The organism is Streptomyces sp. sk2.1 (genome assembly GCF_008120935.1).
GTDB lineage: Bacteria > Actinomycetota > Actinomycetes > Streptomycetales > Streptomycetaceae > Streptomyces.
Genome location: NZ_RDBO01000279.1, coordinates 1 through 5,086, shown reverse-complemented (window position 1 = coordinate 5,086; position 5,086 = coordinate 1). Strand labels below are relative to the sequence as shown.

5 protein-coding genes and 2 pseudogenes are annotated in these 5,086 nt (G+C 67.5%); 5 read left to right on the top strand and 2 right to left on the bottom strand.

Annotation, left to right across the window (positions count from 1 at the left end):
• Positions 1-215 (bottom strand): hypothetical protein (locus EAO76_RS43780; RefSeq protein WP_148841759.1); only part of this gene is annotated, 215 nt, incomplete at its 3' end.
• A 1-nt stretch (position 216) separates the two neighbouring features.
• Positions 217-543 (bottom strand): hypothetical protein, encoded by a 327-nt coding sequence (locus tag EAO76_RS43775; protein ID WP_148841758.1) that lies wholly within the window; start codon positions 541-543, stop codon positions 217-219.
• 187 nt (positions 544-730) lie between these two features.
• Here EAO76_RS43775 and EAO76_RS43770 point away from each other — a divergent pair, with 187 nt between their 5' ends.
• From EAO76_RS43770 to EAO76_RS43750, 5 genes and pseudogenes are all read left to right on the top strand, one after another.
• A complete protein-coding gene (locus EAO76_RS43770; protein WP_148841757.1) occupies positions 731-1,009 on the top strand; it encodes an AlpA family transcriptional regulator in 279 nt (92 codons plus the stop codon).
• A 214-nt stretch (positions 1,010-1,223) separates the two neighbouring features.
• On the top strand, positions 1,224-2,642 hold the full coding sequence (locus EAO76_RS43765) for a helix-turn-helix transcriptional regulator (RefSeq protein WP_187439072.1): 1,419 nt from the start codon (positions 1,224-1,226) through the stop codon (positions 2,640-2,642).
• Between the two features lie 11 nt (positions 2,643-2,653).
• Positions 2,654-3,795, top strand: a pseudogene (locus tag EAO76_RS43760) (dihydrofolate reductase family protein).
• A gap of 198 nt (positions 3,796-3,993) precedes the next feature.
• Complete coding sequence (locus EAO76_RS43755; RefSeq protein ID WP_148841755.1) at positions 3,994-4,302, top strand: hypothetical protein; 309 nt, start codon at positions 3,994-3,996, stop codon at positions 4,300-4,302.
• Positions 4,303-4,544: 242 nt separating this feature from the next.
• Positions 4,545-5,086: pseudogene (locus EAO76_RS43750) on the top strand (helix-turn-helix domain-containing protein); the annotation flags it as partial.

Sequence of the window (5,086 nt, the reverse complement as noted above, 5' to 3'; positions counted from 1 at the left end):
CCGACACCGGCTGGACCGCCGAGGGCCTCGATGACCCGGGCAAGGACCCTGGCGGACACGTCGACGCTGTAGCAGTCCTCCCACGGGGTGTCGGTCCCGGTACCGAGGGAGGTGATGTTGAGGCGGGCGCCGGCCTGGCCCTGGAGGATGGCACCGCCACCGAGCTGGTGCAGGGCGACGACGAGGGCGCGGATGCTGTCGGGAACGTTCGCCATCTCAGGCCACCGCCTTGATGACGCGGTCCGTGCCGGTCCAGGCGGTGCCGATCGCGCCGATGGTGTCGGCGGTGCGGTCGTGGACGATGATCGCGAACTGGGCGGTGCGGCGCTTGAGGATGCGGCGCGCCTCGTCGCGGTCGGTGGTGACGTCGAGGACCTCGTACACGCCGTCGGCGGTGCTGTAGACGACGCCGGGCTTCCTCGGGCCGATCTGGCCGGCCACGACACGGCGAAGAGCCTCAGAGACGCCGGAGTCGGGGTGAACCCGGGTGACGTTGTCGCGGGGGTGGAGTGCCATGTCGGCACCCTGTGTGGGATCCTGCATGACGGATCGATCCTCCTGTTGTGGCAGGTAGGGCGGTTCAACGTCCTTCGCGGTGTTCCACCACCGCTTGGGACACACGACCCCGGTCCGGCGAAAGCTGGCCCGGGGTCGTGCTGTTTTGCTGATACGAGAATGCCCAACCTGTTGGACATTGTCAAGCAGGTTGGCCATACTGAGCGGAGACGACATGCCCGAAAACCACGAACAGGAGGTCCCCGAGTTGCTGACCATCCCGGAGATCGCGAAGAGATGCGGGTTGAGTCGCCAGCGTGTACACGGGATCGCCAAGACCGACCCGGAGTTCCCGGCGGCGGTCATCGCGCCAGGCACGACCCGCGTGAAGTACCCGACCAAAGAGGTCGACGCGTACTTCGGATCCCGCGTGCTCCGGCCAGGCCGGCGAACCGACCTTGAGCAGAGGAAGGGAGCGGACGATGAGGATCCCGGCAACGGCGGAAAGAGTTGACGGGCTTCGCACGAGGGCTCGTTCACGGCAACTCCCGGGGCTTGTAGTGGTCGGCGACTACGGTGAGATCTGCTGGCAGATCCGTTGTAAGTCGCGGACCACAGGCGGCGGGAGGGGCTGCATGAGGCCCCGTCGGCTGGCCACGCAGGACACATGCGGTACCGGACAGAAGCGCCGAAATGCCGCCGCGAGGCGGGGGATGGAGAGGCGGCTCATGGCGCAAAAGCCCAATGAGCTGACGCCGGAGGCCGGCCCATGGCACCGGTGGGGACACGACCTGCGTATGGCGCGCGAGGCGCGCGGCATGTCGTTAGCCGGGCTGAGCGCGCGAGTCACGTACAACGCTTCCTACCTGGCGAAATTCGAGCGTGCCGAGCGCCCGGTACCACGTCATGTCGCTGCATTGCTCGATGCTGCGCTGGACGTGTGCGGGGTTCTCCTGCATGGCTGGGACCTCGCCGCGCAGGAGATGGAGGCAGGGGCGGGGACGGCTCGTGTCCATGTGGCCAACCGGCCGGGTCATGTGGCCAGCAGCGTGGACACGCTGGCTTTCCCGGGACCACGGGAGGCAGGCTCGCTGGAAGACGACATGGACACGGTGGTCGTCCCATGCCGCACTCCTGAAGGGATCCGATTCGTGCCCGTGCCCCGCCGCGCCGTTCTTGCGTCCGGCCTGGTCGGTCTGGCCACTGCCAGCCTTCCCGCTCCGGCGTTTGCCGCGCCTTACTCCTCTGTCGGCTCGTCTACTCCCGCGCCAATTGAGCACTTTGCTCAGGTTCGGCGGGTCCTCATCCAGACCGACAACCTGATGGGCCCTCGAACCGTCCTGCCAGCAATCACTCAGAAGCTCAGCGAGCTGACCGTGCTGCGCCGCAAGGCGCGCGGGAAGGACGCTGATCGGCTTCTCGAGCTGGAGACCCGGTTCGAGGAACTCGCTGGATGGCTGGCGCAGGACATCGGCGACGAGCGAGCCGCCTATGCGCACACCGCACGGGCCCTGGACGACAGTCACATCACTGGCGACCCGGAGCTGACGGCGTACATCCTGGGTCGCAAGGCGCAGCTGGCAGCAGACTTGGGGCATCGCAGTGATGCGCTTGGTCTCGCGACGGCAGCGCGGCGCACCGCGCCAACGGGGTCACGACTCGAGGTCATCGCGGTGATGCACCAGGCGCACGGGCATTCCCTGCTCGGCGAGAAGCTGGAAGCTCTGCGGGGCTACGACGAGGCTCTGCTGCTCCTCGACCGTGCGGATCAGGATGGTGTGTGGGGGTCGTGGTTGGACGCGGCGTACATCCACACGGCTCGGGCCCGGTCACTGGCGGAGCTAGGACAGCACGGCCTGGCCGTGGCCGGCTTCCGTGACGCGCTCAAGGCGCTGCCTGCCGGATATCGGCGAGACCGCGGCGTGTACCTGGCACGTGCCGCCCGCTCCCATGCCGGTGTCGGCGACGTCGAACAGGCGGCAGCGGTGGGACTGGAGGCCGTGCAGATTGCCGCGGAAACCGGATCCGCCCGCATCATCGACCAGCTCGGTCTGCTGGACGAGACGCTCGCCGCAACGCCGTCCGCAACAGGCGTCAAGGAGTTCCGTTCCGCACTCGACCGCATCCTCTACCACCCCGCCCAGTAAGGGAGCTGACTGTGCCCCGCCCGCATGTACTGCTGTCCGCGGCCGTCTCGATCGACGGCTACCTCGACACCCGGCCTGGCGAGGACCGGCTGCTGCTGTCCAACGACGCCGACTTCGACCGCGTCGACGCGGTACGCGCCTCGTGCGACGCGATCCTCGTCGGCTCGAACACCCTTCGGCTGGACAACCCTCGGCTGCTGGTGAAGTCAGAGCAGCGACGCGCCGACCGGAAGGCTGCAGGCCTGCCGGAGTACCCGCTGAAGGTCACCGTGACAGCCAGCGGGGACCTGGACCCGGAATGGAAGTTCTGGCATTACGGCGGCCGCAAAATCGCGTACGCGACAGGACAGGAGGCCGCCGACAAGGCCCGCGGCCTCCTCGGCGATCTGGCCGACGTGTACACGATGCCGCCCGTGAAAAGCTGGGAGATGCTGCTCGAGCACCTGTACACAGTGCACGGGGTACGCCGGCTGATGGTCGAGGGCGGCGGACAGGTCCACACACAGCTGTTGCAGCAGGGTCTGGCCGACGAACTGCACCTCGTCGTGGCTCCGCTCCTTGTTGGACAGGCCGATGCGCCGAGGATGCTCGGGGACGGGCCCTACCCGGGCGGTCCGCTGCGCCGCATGCACCTGCTGGAGTCCCGACAGATCGGCGACGTAATCCTCCTCCGCTACGCCCCGAAGAAGACGAGCGACGCCCAGGTGGCGGCGTGAACGACGCCTCATGGCTGTCCACCGCGTGCGAGCTGGCCGCCGAATGTCCGCCGTCGAACACGGCATTCTCCGTGGGCGCCGTCATCGTCGACGCCGAAGGCGTGGAGGTGTCCCGTGGCTACTCCCGTGAGGGTGGCGACCCGCACGTGCACGCCGAAGAGGCGGCGCTCGCCAAGGCTGCCGGAGATCCGCGACTGATCGGGGCGACGGTGTACTCCAGCCTCGAGCCGTGCGCGCGACGCGCATCCCGTCCCCGCCCTTGCGTCCAGTTGCTCATCGACGCTGGGGTTCGTCGGGTGGTGACCGCGTGGCGGGAGCCCGACACGTTCGTGCCAGGCGCTGACGGCACGGAAATCCTCTTGGCTGCGGGCGTGACCGTGTCCGAACTGCCGGAGTTCAAACTGGCAGCGATGGCACCGAACCAGCACCTGCTGTGAAGAGAGGAAAGGAAGCGATGCGTAGTCCGCCGTGAGAAGGCGGACGGCCGACCGGCTCCACACCGGCCGACCGTCCTTTTGGCCGCAGTCCTGCGAAGACAGACGGCCCAGCACAGCCCACCAATGACGGAAGGACCTGTACGTGACAAGCGTATCTCCACTTCCCTTCGAGGGAAGTAATCCCTTCGGGGTGCGCCCATGACCGAGCGCAAAGACCCCGACTACATCTCGTTCACCGACGCCGCCAGCCTCATCGTTCGCCACGGCCTCGCGAGCAGCATGACCCCCCGCGGCCTCCGCTACATGGCACACATCCGGAACAACGCGAAGCTACCTACAGAAGAGCGGTGGCCGTTTGGTGACGAACCCGGCCAGGAGGCGTACCTGACTGCTGGCCGGACGCGGATGATGCGCACCGAGCGGCTGCTGGACTACCTCAGGAAGTATCCGCCGAGTGGTCGCGGGCCGGACAGAGGCCCACGCGCCGCGCCTGGCCGCACGCCGTGACCGGATTAGCTGGCCAGGAGTTCCACCGCCTGGTCCAGGAACGCGGAACGGCCGGGGAGCCAATGGCTCCGCCGGCCGCCTAAGCGCAACAGCGGGTTGCCGCCCGCTGCACAGACACTCCACGTTGAAAGAGGTGTCCCCGTGAGGGTACCCGTAGCAGTCCATGTCACCGCAAGCCCACACAGCGTGATCGCCCGTACGGCGGGGGTGACGGCATGAGCCTGATGCCAATCCTCTGGGCCATGAAGAACGCCCCGGTCGTAGACGCCGAAGAGCGAGTCATCCTCATCGCGATGGCCGAGAGCGCATGGAGCGATGGGACAGACGCCTTCCAGTCGAAGAAGACCCTGGCCGAGACCTCTGTGCTCGACCCGAAGACTGTTCAGCGCCGTCTCCGGACGATGGAGTCTCGGGGCCTCATCGCCCTCGGCAACCAGGAGGCGGCGGCGTACATCCCGGAGTGGTTCCGGCCGACCGTCTACGACCTGCTGATCCCGTTCTCGTGGTATCCGGACATTGAGCAGGTCAACGCAGAACGTCAGCGGCGGGGCAAGGCTCCATTGACTCGTGAGGATCGCCCGAACTTGGCGCCGGCGCCTCCGAAGAAGCATCGGGCGGACAAGGGCAAGGCGAGGAAGAAGGCGAAGCCGGTTATCCACAGGGGGGACTACAAGTCCCCTCCCCCCAATACGGGTGAAAGCGGACAGGAGGGGGGGACTGCAAGACCCCCCGGGGGGGACTACAAGTCCGAGAGGGGGGGACTGCGAGACCCCCAACCCTCCCC